The 15,699-nt window shown below is 49.6% G+C and carries 17 protein-coding genes and 2 tRNA genes; 8 read left to right on the top strand and 11 right to left on the bottom strand.

Going from position 1 to position 15,699, the window contains the following annotated elements; translation table 11 throughout:
• Positions 1 to 19: 19 nt before the first annotated feature.
• Positions 20 to 610, top strand: coding sequence for a regulator of amino acid metabolism, contains ACT domain protein (locus A3K92_RS07550; RefSeq protein ID WP_088885675.1), 591 nt, complete (start codon positions 20 to 22; stop codon positions 608 to 610).
• Here the strand turns inward: A3K92_RS07550 and A3K92_RS07545 are convergent.
• Entirely contained in the window at positions 600 to 875 is a 276-nt protein-coding gene (locus tag A3K92_RS07545; protein WP_088885674.1) for an acylphosphatase, read from the bottom strand. The two genes, A3K92_RS07550 and A3K92_RS07545, sit on opposite strands and share 11 nt — an antisense overlap.
• 70 nt (positions 876 to 945) lie before the next feature.
• Here A3K92_RS07545 and cutA point away from each other — a divergent pair, with 70 nt between their 5' ends.
• Both cutA and A3K92_RS07535 read left to right on the top strand, forming a co-directional pair.
• Positions 946 to 1,260: a divalent-cation tolerance protein CutA gene (cutA, locus tag A3K92_RS07540; RefSeq protein ID WP_088885673.1), complete on the top strand. Its 315-nt coding sequence runs from the start codon at positions 946 to 948 to the stop codon at positions 1,258 to 1,260.
• Positions 1,257 to 1,844: an endonuclease dU gene (locus A3K92_RS07535; RefSeq protein WP_088885672.1), complete on the top strand. Its 588-nt coding sequence runs from the start codon at positions 1,257 to 1,259 to the stop codon at positions 1,842 to 1,844. Before cutA ends, A3K92_RS07535 begins: the two co-directional genes overlap by 4 nt.
• A gap of 91 nt (positions 1,845 to 1,935) precedes the next feature.
• Here A3K92_RS07535 and A3K92_RS07530 read toward each other — a convergent pair whose 3' ends face one another.
• Positions 1,936 to 2,775, bottom strand: a complete 840-nt coding sequence (locus tag A3K92_RS07530; RefSeq protein WP_088885671.1) for a universal stress protein — start codon at positions 2,773 to 2,775, stop codon at positions 1,936 to 1,938.
• A gap of 102 nt (positions 2,776 to 2,877) precedes the next feature.
• Between A3K92_RS07530 and gcvT the strand changes: the two genes are divergently transcribed.
• The gene (gene gcvT / locus A3K92_RS07525; RefSeq protein ID WP_088885670.1) at positions 2,878 to 4,074 is read left to right on the top strand and encodes a glycine cleavage system aminomethyltransferase GcvT; all 1,197 of its coding nucleotides are present in this window, start codon (positions 2,878 to 2,880) and stop codon (positions 4,072 to 4,074) included.
• Between the two features lie 31 nt (positions 4,075 to 4,105).
• Positions 4,106 to 4,936 carry a DMT family transporter gene (locus A3K92_RS07520; protein WP_088885669.1) on the top strand — a complete coding sequence of 277 codons (831 nt, stop codon included), beginning with the start codon at positions 4,106 to 4,108 and terminating at the stop codon, positions 4,934 to 4,936.
• Positions 4,937 to 5,141: 205 nt separating this feature from the next.
• Here A3K92_RS07520 and A3K92_RS07515 read toward each other — a convergent pair.
• A tRNA-Ile gene (locus tag A3K92_RS07515) sits at positions 5,142 to 5,219 on the bottom strand.
• A gap of 10 nt (positions 5,220 to 5,229) precedes the next feature.
• Positions 5,230 to 5,307, bottom strand: a tRNA-Glu gene (locus A3K92_RS07510).
• A 145-nt stretch (positions 5,308 to 5,452) separates the two neighbouring features.
• Here A3K92_RS07510 and A3K92_RS07505 point away from each other — a divergent pair.
• Both A3K92_RS07505 and A3K92_RS09640 read left to right on the top strand, forming a co-directional pair.
• Positions 5,453 to 6,133 (top strand): hypothetical protein, encoded by a 681-nt coding sequence (locus A3K92_RS07505; protein ID WP_157722440.1) that lies wholly within the window; start codon positions 5,453 to 5,455, stop codon positions 6,131 to 6,133.
• 214 nt (positions 6,134 to 6,347) lie between these two features.
• Positions 6,348 to 8,861 (top strand): CGP-CTERM sorting domain-containing protein, encoded by a 2,514-nt coding sequence (locus tag A3K92_RS09640; protein WP_232460860.1) that lies wholly within the window; start codon positions 6,348 to 6,350, stop codon positions 8,859 to 8,861.
• 138 nt (positions 8,862 to 8,999) lie between these two features.
• Here the strand turns inward: A3K92_RS09640 and A3K92_RS07495 are convergent, their stop codons facing one another.
• The 4 genes from A3K92_RS07495 to A3K92_RS07480 are packed head-to-tail and all read right to left on the bottom strand — an operon-like array spanning position 9,000 to position 11,305.
• Positions 9,000 to 9,209, bottom strand: coding sequence for a C2H2-type zinc finger protein (locus A3K92_RS07495; RefSeq protein ID WP_088885667.1), 210 nt, complete (start codon positions 9,207 to 9,209; stop codon positions 9,000 to 9,002).
• A 58-nt stretch (positions 9,210 to 9,267) separates the two neighbouring features.
• Complete coding sequence (locus A3K92_RS07490) at positions 9,268 to 10,080, bottom strand: hypothetical protein (RefSeq protein ID WP_088885666.1); 813 nt, start codon at positions 10,078 to 10,080, stop codon at positions 9,268 to 9,270.
• A gap of 33 nt (positions 10,081 to 10,113) precedes the next feature.
• Positions 10,114 to 10,965 carry a DMT family transporter gene (locus A3K92_RS07485; RefSeq protein ID WP_088885665.1) on the bottom strand — a complete coding sequence of 284 codons (852 nt, stop codon included), beginning with the start codon at positions 10,963 to 10,965 and terminating at the stop codon, positions 10,114 to 10,116.
• Positions 10,966 to 10,996: 31 nt separating this feature from the next.
• The gene (locus A3K92_RS07480; protein ID WP_088885664.1) at positions 10,997 to 11,305 is read right to left on the bottom strand and encodes a hypothetical protein; all 309 of its coding nucleotides are present in this window, start codon (positions 11,303 to 11,305) and stop codon (positions 10,997 to 10,999) included.
• A gap of 124 nt (positions 11,306 to 11,429) precedes the next feature.
• Here A3K92_RS07480 and A3K92_RS07475 point away from each other — a divergent pair, with 124 nt between their 5' ends.
• Positions 11,430 to 13,223, top strand: a complete 1,794-nt coding sequence (locus A3K92_RS07475) for a polysaccharide deacetylase family protein (RefSeq protein ID WP_088885663.1) — start codon at positions 11,430 to 11,432, stop codon at positions 13,221 to 13,223.
• Here the strand turns inward: A3K92_RS07475 and cca are convergent.
• Genes cca through A3K92_RS07460 form a run of 3 tightly spaced genes read right to left on the bottom strand, consistent with a single transcriptional unit; the run spans position 13,220 to position 15,655 of the window.
• A complete protein-coding gene (gene cca, locus A3K92_RS07470; RefSeq protein WP_088885662.1) occupies positions 13,220 to 14,587 on the bottom strand; it encodes a CCA tRNA nucleotidyltransferase in 1,368 nt (455 codons plus the stop codon). The genes A3K92_RS07475 and cca overlap by 4 nt on opposite strands.
• Before the next feature lie 9 nt (positions 14,588 to 14,596).
• A complete protein-coding gene (gene thpR, locus A3K92_RS07465) occupies positions 14,597 to 15,151 on the bottom strand; it encodes an RNA 2',3'-cyclic phosphodiesterase (RefSeq protein ID WP_088885661.1) in 555 nt (184 codons plus the stop codon).
• A gap of 39 nt (positions 15,152 to 15,190) precedes the next feature.
• Positions 15,191 to 15,655, bottom strand: coding sequence for a phosphoribosyltransferase (locus tag A3K92_RS07460; protein WP_088885660.1), 465 nt, complete (start codon positions 15,653 to 15,655; stop codon positions 15,191 to 15,193).
• Positions 15,656 to 15,699: the final 44 nt, after the last annotated feature.

The raw sequence follows: 15,699 nt of genomic DNA, 5'->3' as shown, positions 1-15,699 counted from the left end.
GGGCAAGAGGTGAACAAAAATGATGCTAATACTAGAGGAGTACTTTAAGAACTACCCCGCGAGAAGGAAGGTTGCTGAATTCCTTTTCGAGAACGGGCTCAGCGTGAAAAACGGTAAAATCTACCTCCAAAACGTCGAAATTCCAATAAGTGAACTTGCTAGGGTCATAGGTGTCAACAGGAAGATAATCTACCATACCATCGACTACATTGAAAAGACATATCCCCTCAAACTTATCTTTGAGAGGCTTAACCCACTTCCCAGCCTCATCGATGTGGCCCCCCTTATGGGCTGGGAGGTTCTGGAGATAGAGCTGGAAAAGAATGCTTATCTTAAGGCGTCATCGGAAGTATTTAGACTTCTTCACGAAAACAATATAGCAGTCATGGAAACTTTCAGCAGAAATCTGAGGGAAGAGCCGGCTAAACTCTACATAGTTATCGACGGCACCCTCCCTGTTGAGGTTTTCGTAAAAATTAAGGACATCCCGGGTTTCAGGAAGCTCATAATTCACACTCCAGAAAGGGATAAGGAGAAGTTCGTGTGCAACTACTGTGAAGTCAAGTACTGCCCAAAGAGAGTCCTCCTCGAGCGCATGGCTATCCAGTGATCCTGAAGCCTTCCAGTCCCTCTGGTTCTTCCCATTTTACCTCCACCCTTGTTACCCTGGCCATAGGAGGCCCCTGGTGAGCCCAGCCGATTAGAGCCTCAACCCTTTCGGGTTCTCCCTCTATAACTGCTTCAACGCTTCCATCTGGTAGGTTTCTCACCCAGCCTGCCACACCTAGTTTTCTGGCTTCTCTGCTCATGCTCCACCTGAAGCCGACTCCCTGGACTCTTCCATATATCCTGAGGTGGGCTCTAACCCTCACCATGAACCATCCCTTCTGGATTACCCCGTAACCGATTTAAGCTTATTCGTCCAAAAAACCTCCGGTGGAAACCATGGAGATGGTTATGGTTTACACGACCTTTCCTGATTGGGACACTGCAAAGGAGATCACGAGAAAACTGCTGGAAATGAAGCTCATAGTCTGTGCCAACCTTCGCGAGCACGAGGCCATGTACTGGTGGGAGGGGAAGATTGAGGAGGGAAAGGAGGTCGGTGCCATCTACAAGACGGAGATAAGCAAGTGGAAGGAAGTTAGGGATACCCTTAGGGAGCTTCACCCCTACGAAGTACCCCTCATAGCCAGGATAGACCTCGATAAGCTGAATAGAGAGTACTCCGAATGGATGGCCAGGGTGCTCTTTGGATGATACGGAAAGTAAAGCCCCAGATCCGCGTGGTCGGATTCGATGACGGGACTTTTTCCTTTTCTTCCAAACTCCGAAGAGAAAAGACCGTTTTGATCGGCGTTGTTATGAAGGGTTCCTCCGAAGTGGTGGGCGTTCTTTCCCGCTGGATCACTGTTGATGGAACCGATGCCACGGATGCAATTATCGATGCGGTGAACTCCTCCCGCTTCAAGGACCTTCGAGTGATAATGCTGAAGGGCATAACCTACGCGGGATTCAACGTTGTTGATCTTGAAAAGCTGTATCGAGAAACCGGTCTGCCGGTTATTGTAGTCATACGAAAGAAGCCCGATCTGAAAGCCATGGAAGAGGCGCTTAGAAAGCATTTTTCCGATGCTGAGGAGAGAATCCGCCTTCTGAGAAGAGCCCCCCCATTGATGGAACTCATCCCCGGAAAGCTCTACATCCAGACAGTCGGTCTTCCTTTTAAAACTGCCAGTGAGGTGGTCGAGGTTACGACTAAAACAGGTCTGACCCCGGAACCCCTTAGACTGGCCCACATGATTGCCAGTGCGGTCATGACTGGCGAGAGCAAAAGGGAGTAGGTTTATAAGCCAGCTGGAAAAGAAGGAAACGACCGATGATGGCAACAGGGTAGCTGCCGAATCCTGATGTGGAAGCCGTTCCAGTCTGAGGTCATTCACAGGGAACCAGCAGTACTGGCAGTTTTGAGTCCCGGAGAACTCTCTCTGCTGTACTGCCGAGAAGGAGATCCTTTAGAAAGCTCCTGCCCTTTTTGCCGATAACAACAAGGGTTGCCCTCTTTGCTATTGAAGTCCCTATTATGGCCTGACTGGCTGTTCCGACCATTACCTCTTTCTCCACGGGCCGTTTAAATGCCTTGGAAGTTTTTTCGAGGTTTTTCTCGGCTAGCTTGATGTTAGTCTCTATCTCGTCTATACTTCCATAATCGACCGAGTGGAGCAGGATAATCTTTTCTGTTAGCTCTTCAAACTTCTTTACAGTCTCCACGATCCTGAGAGAGCACCTAGAAAAGTCTATTGCAACCAGAGGTCTTAGGAATATCTTCAAACATGAGTCAAACGTTGGCTTATACTCCTCGTCCTCCTGGACGTACTTGAGTACAAGCACCGGTCTCCTGGTTGTTCTGGCGAGATTGGAGGCAGTGCTGCCCACGAACATTCTTCTCCAGATGTTCTGGCCTACGCTCGGTGTGATTATGAGATCAACGCCTTCTTTCTCGGCGTACTCGGCTATCTCCACTGAAGGTATTCCAATCTTAACCTCTGTCCTCACCTTCAGCCCCTTTTCCTCCAGTTCCTTCTTTAGATCTTTGATTTTTTCCCTGTATATTTCCTGAAGGGTGAAGGCTTCAAACTCTGTGAGGGTTATGTCCACAATGTGAAGAATGTGGAACTCCTTCGCTCCGAGGGTTTTCAATTCTGGGAGGCACTCTCGAAGGACTTTTAGGGAAACCTCCGAAAAGTCAGTTGGGTACAAAACTTTCTCGAACATCCTGTCCACCTCAGTATTTCTTTGTACTTCAATGCTTATTACAGTTGCCCATGTATTGGAAAGGATTATAACGCCCAGACCCAAGTTTGAACGGTGATAGCTATGGTCAAGAGGGTTCACATTTTCGACTGGCATAAGGAGCACGCGAAGAAGGTTGAGGAGTTCGCCGGCTGGGAGATGCCCATCTGGTATTCGAGCATAAAGGACGAGCACCTCGCCGTTAGGAACGGAGTTGGAATCTTCGACGTCTCGCACATGGGGGAGATATTCTTCCGCGGTAAGGATGCCCTTGAGTTCCTCCAGTACGCCACAACCAACGATATAAGCAAGCCTCCCGCGATAAGTGGAACGTACACCCTGGTTCTTAACGAGCGCGGTGCCGTTAAGGACGAAACACTTGTCTTTAACCTCGGAAACGACACCTACATGATGGTCTGCGACAGCGATGCATTCGAGAAGCTCGACGCGTGGTTCAACGCCATAAAGCGCGGAATCGAGAAGTTCGGCGATATAGACCTTGAGATAGAGAACAAGACCTACGACATGGCGATGTTCTCGATACAGGGGCCCAAGGCTAGGGACCTCGCCAAAGACCTCTTCGGCATAGACATCAACGAGCTCTGGTGGTTCCAGGCGAAGGAGGTCGAGCTGGACGGCATCAAGATGCTCCTCTCGAGGAGCGGCTACACGGGCGAGAACGGCTTCGAGGTCTACTTCGAGGACGCCAACCCTTATCATCCAGACCCGTCTAAGAGGGGCGGGCCGGAGAAGGCACTCCACGTCTGGAAGACAATCCTTGAGGCGGGAGAGCAGTACGGCATAAAGCCAGCTGGACTGGGCGCGAGGGACACGCTCCGCCTTGAGGCAGGCTACACCCTCTACGGCAACGAGACGAAGGAGAAGCAGCTCCTCAGCACCGACATCGACGAGGTAACTCCCCTCCAGGCCAACCTTGAGTTCGCAATCTTCTGGGATAAGGAGTTCATAGGGAAGGAAGCCCTGCTGAAGCAGAAGGAGAGAGGCCTTCCGAGCAAGATGGTGCACTTCAAGATGGTCGACAAGGGCATCCCGAGAGAGGGCTACAAGGTTTACGCGAACGGTGAGCCCATCGGCGAGGTTACCAGTGGAACACTCTCACCGCTTCTCGGCATAGGGATTGGAATAGCCTTCGTGAAGCCGGAGTATGCCCAACCGGGCGTGGAAATCGAGGTCGAGATAAGGGGCAAGCCCAAGAAGGCGGTAACCGTTGCACCACCCTTCTACGACCCCAAGAAGTATGGCGCCTTCAGGGAGGAGTGAATTTTTTAAATCTCCTCTCCCTTCTTTTTCCATGTCCAAAAGGCACGCCCTCCTTGCGGTACTCCTCTGGTCAACAGTCGCCAGTGCCTTCAAGCTCTCGCTGAGGTATTTAACGCCACTCCAGTTGCTCTTTTATGCCTCTCTGACCTCCCTAATCGTTTTCGGCGCCCTCTACTCGCGCGAGTTCTCGCTGAGGCGGGAGAACCTACGCTCCTCATACCTTGGGTTGATAAACCCCCTCCTCTATTACATAGTCCTCTTCTCGGCCTACGACAGGCTTCCGGCCCAGGAGGCCCAGGCCCTGAACTACACCTGGCCGCTGATGCTAGTCCTCCTCTCGATTCCACTCCTAGGAAAGAGGCCCGGGGCAAGGACTGTGCTGGGGCTCTCCATCGGCTTCCTTGGCGCGCTGGTCGTGGCCACAAAGGGAAACCTAACCGGCCTGAACTTCTCCGACCCGGTTGGTGTCGCCCTCGGCATCGGTAGCGCGGTGATATGGGCCTCCTACTGGCTTTTGAACCTGAGGGATGATAGGCCACTTCTCGAGAAAATGTTCTGGAACTTTCTCTTCGGGTTCACTTACGTTTCGGTGGTTCTTGTGCTGTCGGGCGGGCTTACCCTTCCGCCCCTTAAAGGTCTCGCTGGGGCGGTTTACGTCGGCCTCTTTGAGATGGGTGTTACCTTTCTCATCTGGTATCGGGCTATTGAGGACGAGATGGAGTTCGCGTCAAATTTGGCTTATCTCGTGCCCTTCCTGAGCCTCTTCTTCATCTCGGTTATCGTCGGTGAGAACATAGCGCCCGCTACCGTTCTCGGGCTTGCGATGATAGTCGGTGGTATAATAGTTGGGAAGAGAGGCTAAGGGATTCTTTTTATTGAGATTTCGACTTTAGTCTACTTTCTGGGGTGTTTTGGAGCTAAACGCTTTAAAAGTTGACCATGGATGAACACGCCCTCTCAAAGCCAGAATTTTGGGGAAAAGAAGTGCAAATCTTAATCAAACTCAACGGGACTATTGTCCCGTGCATTGAAGCTTCGCTTCAACGTCGCGAAGGCGAAGTTTGTGTTGGTGGGCCCGCGGGGCTTCGAACCCCGGACCTCCCGCTTATCAGGCGGGCGCTCTGACCAGGCTGAGCCACGGGCCCAGGAGAATTCTGGTGCCCCGGCCGGGATTTGAACCCGGGTCGCGGGATCGAGAGTCCCGCATGATTGACCGGGCTACACCACCGGGGCGCTTCCGGGATTAGGACTGATAGAGGGTTTAAAAAGTTTTTGGTTGTTCCTTGCCCGCTACGCTATTAGCCGGGTTTGGTAGAAAGGTTTATTTTGCTTGTGATTCGGAATATTATCACAAAACTTTTGATTGGGGGTGTTAATGGTGGACGAGAGAAAACTTAAGATCTGGGTTGGAGTATTAACGGCAGTTGTTATCTTCCTTCTGGTAGTTGACATCGCCGCAGTTGTGGCCCTTATGAAGGTAAAGAATAGGGCCGCTTCCTCACTGGATCAAGTTGTTACACAGCTCGAAGAGCAGAAGAACAAGGAAATCGAATTCTCGATACCGTTCAATGATACTCTAAAGATACCAGTTAAGAACCTCTCAAAACCTGTAACAGTTTCTTTTGATAAGACAGTTAAAGTTCACGTAAGTAAGGATATTCCTATAGAAATACACGATTATGAAGTTTCTGTGCCGGTTAACGTTTTGACTAGGGTTCACATCGTACAGAACATAACAACAACTGGATACGATGAGAACGGGAATCAGGTTACGATAACTGTTCCACTGGATACCTGGGTAGACGTCCCGATTAGTACTACCGTTACTGTCCCTATCGATATCAGCACAACAACACACTTTGAGGACACTATTGACGTCCCTGTCCAGGGCTCTTTTGAGGTCAGGCTTGACGAGATTCTTGGAATAACGGATGGTACTCTGGAAGTTCCGATTTCTACGGATTATACAGTGAAACTTACCCCCAAACAGCTGGGACTAGACTCTTTAATAGACCAGCTGATCGAGACGCTAAAGGCAATTCAGGCCTCTCTGGGCTGAAATATTACGACGGACGCAGAAATCTTTATCGGTAGAAACAGAACCGGCCGAACATCCTCTTTTTAATTTTTGTGGTCTAATGCTTTAATTTATTGAATAATCCTCGATAATTCTGCGAAAGGTTTATATTTGGTTGGCTAACTATATTCTATTGGCCTTCCATGAGGCCGGCCTCAAAGAGTGGCAAACAAAAAAGGAAGGTAGGTGAAGGAATATGGGCTGGCAAAATAAGATAAAAGTCGTGGGCCTTATACTAATGCTACTAGCATCAGTGACTCCAGGGTTCTTACTCCCCGCTAAGGCCCAGTCGGTTTATGAGGTCCAACTTGAAGGAGAGCCCAGCGTGTTAGTGGATAATGCAACTTTGGTAGTTAATGCAACTCACACACTAAAACTCAGTATAACTGAAAATGGTGAACCAATCGCTGATGGTGTCAACGTCACCCTCGCCTGGGACAGCAACAACACCGATGTCTTTGTTCAGAACACGACAGTTAATGGCTCCGTTACTTTTGACAACCTAAAGCCGACGAAAGCCGGAACTCTCTACGTCTTTGTCAACGGTACAGACACAGGAGTTACTCTGAATGTTGTTCCACTTGAGGTTACAGTAACTCCTGGAAGGATCTACCAGGGACAGGTTGTTGTTGTCACAGTAAACGTAACTGCCGGAGGTATTCCAATTCAGGGAGCTGATGTTTCCATAAGCTCCAAGACTCTAAAGTACCTCACTGAGAATGGTACTATTGAACCTTACTCATATGTCTCTTCAACGAATTCGTCGGGTACTTCAATCATAACCCTGTGGACTCCCACGTTAGATTTCCTCCAGGTCACCGTCAGCTACAGGGGAGCTGAAAAGCACGAGACTATTGAAGTAATCCCAGCACCACCTTCGAAGAGAGTCCAGGTTTATGGATGGGCTCGCAAATTCATTAAGTACTATGACTTTACTGGACAGGAATACTATGAGGGAACTCTTGAGAGGGTTCCTGGTGCTTACATCTTTGCAAAGATCGAAACTGTAAATCTCCAGAACGAAAGCAGCCCCTACATACTAGTGGACGTGTCAAGCACCGATTCGAGATTCCCCGGTGAGTACACTTTCCCACTCACGTTACCTGAATCCAATCAGACATACAAGGTATTCATCCTAGCTTACAAACCCGATGCAGAGAATGTTACCGTTGTTCAGGATGGAACCTACGTTAAAGTTATAGAGAGGCAGAGGTTCACTATTCCTGAAGCTAGTGCCTACCGCAGCGCTCTTCCTGGATATGTGGAAATAATGCCCGGTACAACCAGTGTCCAGGCCAACGCTCCGGCTATCATTGAGACTGTTAGGGAAATCAACGTTACCCTTCCGCACGTCAAAGTTGACAAGGTTTCCTACATAAGCCCGTGTGATGGCCAGTCTGTTCAGGAGAATGCTGCACACGATCCCACCAATGCTCCGATGCTTCCTGCAGCCAGCGGAAAGTGGTTTGAGGTCGAAGTTACCATAACCGACGACCAGGGCAACCCCTACAACTTCGCCAAGGCTGAGGAGGAAGGCATACAGTTTGAGAATTTGACTATCAACGTAACAATCGACGATCCGAACCTCGGAATCCTTGAGTATGAGTCGGAGAACGGAAGCAGTATATTGGTTCCAGTCAACCCAGACACCGGAACTGCCAAGTTCAGGGTCTGGTCAACAGTCTCCGCGGGAGAGGTTGCCAGGCACATAAACATCGGAATCGCTAACGTCTCGAACGTCTTCAAGGTCGATGTTAGCTTTACCAGCGAGGTTGAGCCCGAACCAACGGCTAAGGTTCCTGAGTACTGGAACATCAACGCTCCGAGCAATGCTATGGTTTACATATACAACTACACCGCTCAGAATACTACGGAGACAAATCTAACTGGCACCCTTGAGATAGAGCCCGGACAGAGGCTCCAGAGGATTGTGTACAACCTGAGCAACTACACCCTCCTTAAGTTCGTCGGCGTCGGCCACGTTTCCGGTGACGTAACCAACCACTTCGGCGAGCAGGTTGCAGGTGCCACTGTGATCCTCGAGGTCTGGGACAACACCACTGGCAAGTGGGTTGAGGCAGAGGACATATGTGGCAGGCCGCTTGAAGTTACCTCCAGCGAGGACGGACACTACGCCTTCGACGACGTTCCGACAACCGAAAGTGAGCTCTTCAGGGCCTATGCCACAAAGGACGGTGCCGAGGGCTACAGCTGGAACTTCACTATCCCGATAGGCGCTACCGCAACTGCAGATGTCAAGGTCGTTGGCAAGATGCCCGCCAAGTTCGAGCTCAGCGACCTCAGCGTTGATACAACAAGCGGTGAGGCCCCGCTTACTGTAACCGTCAGCGCTGTCGTTAAGAACACCGGAGAGATGAGCGGCAAGTACAGGGTTGAGCTCAAGGTCGATGGCAAGACTGTCCAGTGGGTTGATGTTGAACTCAACGGCGGTCAGAGCCAGAAGGTTGAGTTCCAGTACACCTTTGTCAAGCCCGGAACTTACAACGTTGCTATCGGAGGCCTCAGCCCGGTCCAGGTAACCGTTACAAAGCCAACCACTACAACAACTACCACGACAACCACCAACAAGCCGACAACCACGAGCGAGACCACGACCACTACTACCAGCGAGGACAATGGAGGACTCTGCGGTCCAGCTGCCATAATCGGCTTGGCAGTAATCCCGCTCCTCCTCAGGAGGAGGAAGTGAAAAACCTTTTCCTCCTTTTCTTCCTTTAAATTTAGGTTTTGTTCAAGAACCATGTGTTTTGGGTTTCTCAGAAGTTTTCTAGAACAGGACAAAAAATAAAAGATTTTACGGTCAGAAAGCCCTACCGCTCATCACAGCTCAGCGTCCTAGCTTTTCCTCATTCCGGTTCTTTACCTTCTTGAGGAGTCTTTTGCCTCTGACCTTACCCCTGCCAAACATCCATCCATGGGACTTGTTGACATGCTTTATGTAATCCTTGCTCTTCTTGAAGACCATTCCGCATTTTGGACAGCGATAGTAGGGTTCTCCGTCTCTGTCGAAGAAGACTACCGCCTTAAGCCCTACCATCGCTTCTTCACCCCCGGCATTCACTCTTTTTCGGATTTTTAAAATTTTCTTCTTCGTTTCATACCCATATCCTGTTCCCTTTGATCTTGAGATAGCCAAGGGTCTGCAGTTCCTTTAAAAAGCTCTCCAGTGATTCCTCGTCGAAGTAAACGTAGACCTTCTCGCCTTCGTTTTCTAGAACTATTGGTTCTCTCTCTAGGAGGCTCTCTATGAGCTTATCTTTTTTCCGGACTTTTTCCGCTGTTTGGAGCACCGTCTCTGCAAGCATGGCCCTTGCTATTCCTGTGAACATGGCTTTTAAGTAGCTCTCTTCGGTTGAATATTCCTCCGCTATCTTTAAGGCCAGGTTTATCAGCTCTCTATCGACTTCAATGACTTCAACGTAGTAGCGCTTAACTATAGAGACCTCAGTTGTCATAGTCGTCTTGAACCTTTTTTCTATTTCTTCAAGCCATTCTTCGACTTCATCTAACGAAAACCTGAGTTCAATAGTTAGATCTTCCAATGGGACAATTTTTTTAAAAACAATTTTTCCGTCTCTTTCTTCTGCGATTTTGTCCTCTATTAGTGCCGTTAGAAGAATTAACCTCTCTGATTCTCCATCTCCAAGGAATTCTTCAATGCTCAGTTCCATTGTATCTTGAACCTTCTCGATGAGCTCATCGTAGAGCTGCCTGAGATTTGAAAGCGTGTCCTCTATGATGTCGATTTCACCGGATTTTTTGAGGAGCTCTGAGTACTTTTCCCTTATCATTAAGTAGTGATCGATATCATAGTCGACTGATTCGTATTTTCTGTTCATAATCCCTGCTCTGCTGAGTTCCCTGGAGAGCTTGTTCATGGTATCTTTATCAACAACTTCGAACTTCATGGGCATCTCCTTGATATGTACAATTTTTTGAGGTTATAAGGAAAGCGGTGCCTCAACATCATCTTCTTTAATGGCCATCCATACGGCCATCATTATCAGCCCCGCACCTATGAGTTCTCGTACTGATGGAATCGTTCTCATTATAATCACGGTTCCCAGGGTTCCAAACAACGGTTCTGTTGAGTATATGAGGGCTGCCCTATACGCTGTAGTTTCACCCTGGTACTTTATTTGGGCTGTAAATGCAACCACCGTGGCAAAGAGTGATGTGTAGATAATACCAAGCCAAGAGGCTGGTGTAGTCGGCAAAATGGGCTTTTCTATCAGTGATGAGCTAACGAGAGAGAACAGGAAGTTCCAGACTATCTGCCAGAACGAGAGGCTGATATAATCTGATCCCTGAAACTTGTGGACTAGCACTATCTGAAAGGCAAAGCTGATGGCGCAGAATACTGTAAGGATATCCCCGTGGTTCAGGTCTTTTCCAGCACCTGATATCAGGTACAGGCCAGCAATGGCTATGAGCAGGGACACTACATCTTTTTTCTTTATTTTATCTCTCAGGAGGAAATAAGCGATGAAGGGGGTGAATACAACGTAAAGTGATGTAATGAACGCCGAGTTCGAGGGAGTTGTGTATTTAAGGCCGATTATCTGGAAGGCGTGTCCTGAGAACAGCGTTATGCCAAGTATGAACCCCTCAAATACCGTTTCCTTTTTTACGGCCTTCGATCTGAAAATAAGAAGCATCAATGCGGAGGCTATGCCAAATCTATAGGCCAGAAAGAGGAGCGGGGGCATGTAGGATATACTTATCTTCATTACGGGAAAAGTTAAACCCCAGAACACGGTTACAAGTAGGAGTATTAGCTCCGCGCGCTTCATGAAATAAGGCAGTTTTTCTGGTCTTAAAAATTTATTCGCCAGGACCGTTGATGCAGGACATATTCATGGCAAGAAGTGCCTCAACGAAACCTGATTCTAGGTTTCTTTTCATCTTCTCAGACAGTTTCTGAAGTTCTTCTTCTGTCAGCTCTTTTTTGTTTTTGAGCCATTTTATCTTTCCGTCTCTTTTGTCTAGGATCACTATCGGCTCTTCGATAATCAGGGGGATGTAGTTCATCTTGACGCCGTATATCTCCTCCGCAAAGGCCAACTTGGCCCTTAGAAGCTCCAGATAGTTGGTAAGGTCATCACCAAAGATTTCTCTCAATTTCTTTTTCATCCTCTCACCGATCGTTTTTTGATGTACTTCTTTATTAGATTGTCGGGCAACTTTGGGTAGTGGCGTGCTTCCCTATCGAAACCTCAATAAAGGGGAATTCGTAGTTTCTCCGGAGGTGTTGGCAATGATGATGAAGCGCTCCTATCATTTCCACGCCTATCAGCCGGGTGATATAGTGTACGTTCACGATGGCTCTGGGTGGGATCCCATAAAATACTCTGAGCGGCTGAGTCCGGTGTCCCTGAAGATAAGGGATATTGAAGTTAAGGGCAGAAACTGGACGAGGGCTGTGATAAAGGCTTATGAATACACTTCTGACCTTCTTGAAAAACTTCCTGAAAAGAGCGTTAGCCTGGATTTTGAGCCCTTCACTCTTTATATGGTGCTGAAGTACAAGCCCAAGATATATGGAGAGATCGTCGATCTTCTCAGTGATCATGTTGAAGCGGTTCCAACCGCTCCTTTCCACCCTATAATGCCGCATCTTGGGGTATTTGAACAGGAAGTTCTCTCCAGGATGTCGTTTGATTTCTACACCCCGTTTATTGGAGGGAAAGACATAGTCGGTTACTGGCTTCCGGAGGGAGTTATAACCCGGGAAACCGCGGGGATAGTCGCCAATTCGACCAGTGCTGAAGTCGTTTTCCTCCTTGATGAGAGGCAGTTTGTTGGCCTTAATCCACCTCAGGCGAAGTATTCGTGCAACACCTACCGTTGCGATGGCAGGATTTCCTACGCCTTTGGGAGAGATCACCAGCTCAGTGATGCCTTCGCTTTCAACACCCTGGACGTTGAGGGGCTCATTAAGGCGGTTGCTGAGGATAGAGTCGACGCTTTCAAAGAAAAAGAAGGAGTTCCGTACTTGGTTCATCTTGCCAGCGACCTTGAGGCGCTTCTTGCCAATCCTCAACAGCTTGACAGGTTCCTTAGATGGATGGCCGGTCTTGATGAAAGAGGGGTTGAGGGAGTTAATGCAGTCGAATTCGTGAGGAGGAAAAAGAAAGGCATCTACAAGTGTCTGCCCGGCGAGTGCAGCGAGCACTTCAGGATAAACATAAAGGATTACTCGAGCTGGAGCGATTACTACGATCTCAGCGTCGATGGGAGAACGGGAGACATTAGGTGGCTCGGTGTGAGGAGGGAGGATGGCAAGGTGGTTAACCGCATATATAAGGGTAAAAAAGTTTCCCAGCTGTGGAAGTATGCATTCACCAAGCTCTTCCGCGAGCTTAACCGGGCAGTGCGCTTTGAGGTCATTGATCTGATAACCAGAGAAAATCCGGGGATTGGCAGGGAAAACATCCGGGAGTTTCTCGTCAGGTATTCGAGGGTCTTCTTCCGCGAGCACTACGAGTACTTTGGTCTGGAGACCGGTGTTGATTACGTGATGGAACCCATAGAGGATGTTGATCCAGCCCTGGCCATGAAGCTTGGTAGGATCTACTACCTGATGCTGCTTTCGAACCACTCCTGCCCGCGCTTTTGGGAGAACATCGACACGAGGGTGACCTTTGGAAACGTTGCCGTCATAAGTAAGGCTTTGATTGAGCTCATGGAAGTCTACCTAAAGGAAGGCCTTGAGGAGAGGGCAAACTTCCTTCTCTTGGAATACATGAAGCTCCTGGCTTTCCCGCAGCTCTACTACGACTATGATCTCTATAAGCTCCCCGGTCTCGAGGGCTGGGAGACAACCGAAAAAGCCTGGTTTGAGTCCCTTGAAAGTGAAGTCCCCAACAGTCCCTACAACGTCGTCACAAGGGCGGCGCTCTACACGGGCAAAGAAGCACTTCCGGATGAGATAAGAAAGGCTCTTGAAGTGCTCTATGACTTCAGTGGAGCAGTTGCCGACACCGGCCACATCCCCGGGGAGGTTCACGGCCAGTGGGAGAACAGGGAGTGGTGCGAGCACAGGGCTTAGCCCTTCAGGCCCTCCTTCTTTCTGCTCAGGAAAAGGTAGGCTTCTCCCTCCAGATCACCCGGAACGTAGTCCACGAGAAAGTCGGCATCTTTTACCGCTTCCCTTAGGTTCTTTCCGAGTGAGACCTGGTTCTTCTCCAGAAGTTCGGAAATAACATCGAGAATGTTCTCTTTCACGCTCTTCTCCGCGTAGAGTCTCTTGCCCCTCAACCAGACTCTTTCGTTTTTCCTGTAGAAGTCCCTGCCTCTCTCGGTGAAAAACTCCGGGCCGGGGTGTATTCTTACCGATGGCCTCTCAGCTCTATCAACTTCAAGCATTATGAATGCTTTATCGCCTGAGTACCCGTAGTCCCAGCCAAAGACTCTGAAGCCTTCCCGTTCCAGGGCCTTCTCGAAACCCCGCGCGCTCCTTTCAAGCTGGGGTAGAAGGAGGTCGTCTACTAAGTCCTGCTTTCCAAAAATCAGCGTCACCAAGTGGGTTCCCTTCCTTCTGAGCTCATCCAGGTAGTTCCCTGCCCTCGATTTCTCCGGGAAGAAGAACTTCGTTGAGGGCTCCTTGAGGAACTTAATAGCATTGAAATAGAAAACTCCATAGCGCTCCCAGCTTAAGTTCGCGGCAACGTTCCTCCTTGGGTCAACGGGATCGAGAACTATCAAAGGCCTGTCCAACTCAACTTCCCTCTTCACGGTCCTCATCGCTATCTCTGGCTCTCTTCTCAACCAGTTTTTGGGGTCGATTATCTTCTGCCTCAGCATGAAGTCCGCTTTCTTCAGGACGTCGAGGAACGAGCCGTACTTTATGACCAGAATCTCGGCAAGGTAGCCCGAGAAACCGCGCACGTAAATTTCACTCCCGTAAGCGTTAATACCCTTCAAAAAGCGCTTGAGGAGGCGGACTTCATCGTTTTTGCCTTTGATGTTCTCGTTCACCCACCGCGTGTGGAGAATCGAGCGGTCGACGGCGGTTCTGACGTCTCTCCAGCTATTAACGTCGTAGCAGGGAACGATGTCAACGCTCACCCCCTTATAGCTTGCCCTTACATACGGATGTTCCGCGTAGGCAATCTCATAGGAGTCGAGTTTCCTCGCTATGACCTTCCCGAGCTCCAGGCCTTTTTCCCTGAGCTCTTGCAGGGGGGTTTCGAGGGGAAAAGCCAAGAAGAGGTCAACGTCGTGGTCTCCAGCTAAATAGGTGTCCTTCGCGAGGGAGCCGACGAAGTGGGGCTTAACGTCGAGGCCGAGCTCCTCAACGGTCTCCACGGCAAGCTCTTTAAGTTCCCCCATCAGCCTTTTGACGAAGGTCCTCTCTTCTTCTGTTGGCCTGATTTGTCGGAGGACTTCCGCGATGACGGCCTCGATGGTCATGTTGACACCTCACTCCGCCAGCTCGAACCTCGCCACCGTCTCGTAGATCGGCCCCTTAGGCGTCAGCGTGCTCTTTTTGAGCTCTATCGCGCTAACCTCGAACTCACCAAAGTCCTCGTTGGCGAGGTCTTTCAGCGCCATCGCCAGCTCAAGCTTGTCCTTCACGAACTTGACGCGGCCAATTGTGATGTGTGCAACGAAGTCTTTCTCTTTCTTGAAGCCCAAGCGACGCATCTCCTTCTCAACATCCTGAGCTATCGCCTTAAGCCCCTCGTCGTTTTCTATGCCCGCCCAGATTACCCTCACGTAGTTGGGGTTCGGGAAGACGCCGATGCCCTTAACGCGGACGCGGTGCTTTTTATGCTTCTTAGCTATCTCCGCTAGAACCTTCTTGACTTCTTTAGCGGTTGCTTCGTCTATCTCACCGAGGAACTTGAGCGTTACGTGAAAGTTCTCGCGCTCAACGAACTTTATTTTTGCCGCTTTACTCCCTATCCTTTTCTGGGCCTTTAGGAGATTGTCCCTAACTTCGTCGCTGACGTCAATCGCTATGAACGCCCTCATAGCACCACCGAGAAAAGTTGGAGAAATGGGTTAAAGGGATTACTCCCTCACAACGACAGGGAACTCCTCCCAGGGGAAGACTATCCACTTGTCAGTCCTGAAGACGTAGAAGTCAGGAACAACCTTCGTCCAGGGCTTCATGCTGAGGCATGCAACTTTAACCTCGCTCGCTCCAGCCTTCCTGACCTCGTCAATGACGACCTCAAGAGTCTTCCCGGTGTCACTGACGTCGTCCACTATGACGACCTTCTTACCCTCCAGCGAGCCGTGAAGCGGAATCGTTATCACGGGCTTCTCCATCCTCTCGTTTATGTCCTTGTAGAACTTAACGTCGATAACCTTGACCTCGACGTCGCCGAGGATGTGGCTGAGCCTCACGGCTGGAATGAGTCCGCCTCTCGCAACTCCGACTATCACGTCCGGCATGAAATTTTTCCTTAGCTCCTCGGCTAGTGCAAATATCGCCCTATCAACCTGCCACCAGGTGAGATAGACCTTGTCCATGTCAACACCCCCGAATACCCAAAGTTAGGGCCGGTTCACTTAAG

Source organism: Thermococcus gorgonarius (assembly GCF_002214385.1).
Taxonomy (GTDB): domain Archaea; phylum Methanobacteriota_B; class Thermococci; order Thermococcales; family Thermococcaceae; genus Thermococcus; species Thermococcus gorgonarius.
Note: the sequence above shows the minus strand (reverse complement) of the source record. Positions and strands in the feature narration are given on the sequence as shown.